Source organism: Stenotrophomonas sp. SrG (assembly GCF_050031795.1).
Lineage (GTDB): Bacteria > Pseudomonadota > Gammaproteobacteria > Xanthomonadales > Xanthomonadaceae > Stenotrophomonas > Stenotrophomonas rhizophila_A.
The window spans coordinates 1-240 of the sequence record NZ_JBNBBE010001079.1 but is presented as its reverse complement, the minus strand read 5'-3'; the positions used below and the strand labels follow the sequence as shown (position 1 = coordinate 240).

At 70.0% G+C, this 240-nt stretch carries 1 pseudogene; it reads left to right on the top strand.

Features of this window, described 5'->3' with window-relative positions:
• Window positions 1-16 precede the first annotated feature (16 nt).
• A pseudogene (locus ACQG3P_RS22800) lies at window positions 17-240 on the top strand (3-keto-disaccharide hydrolase); the annotation flags it as partial.

The following is a 240-nucleotide window of genomic DNA, read 5'->3' as shown; positions in this document are numbered from 1 at the left end:
GCTGATGAGGAACCCGATGAGCAAGCCCCTGCAGATGGCCGTCTGCGTGCTGGCTGCAACGCCTGCATTCGCGCAGGCCGTTGTCCCCGCGCGCGATCCGACCAGGACCGAGGTGAGGAAGCCGGTGCCCGCGACCGTGGCCACCCCCATCAACGCCGCGCCGTCCGATGCGATCGTGCTGTACAACGGCAAGGATGTCTCCGCGCGGGAGTCGGAGACGGGCGGCCCCGTGCCCTGGAG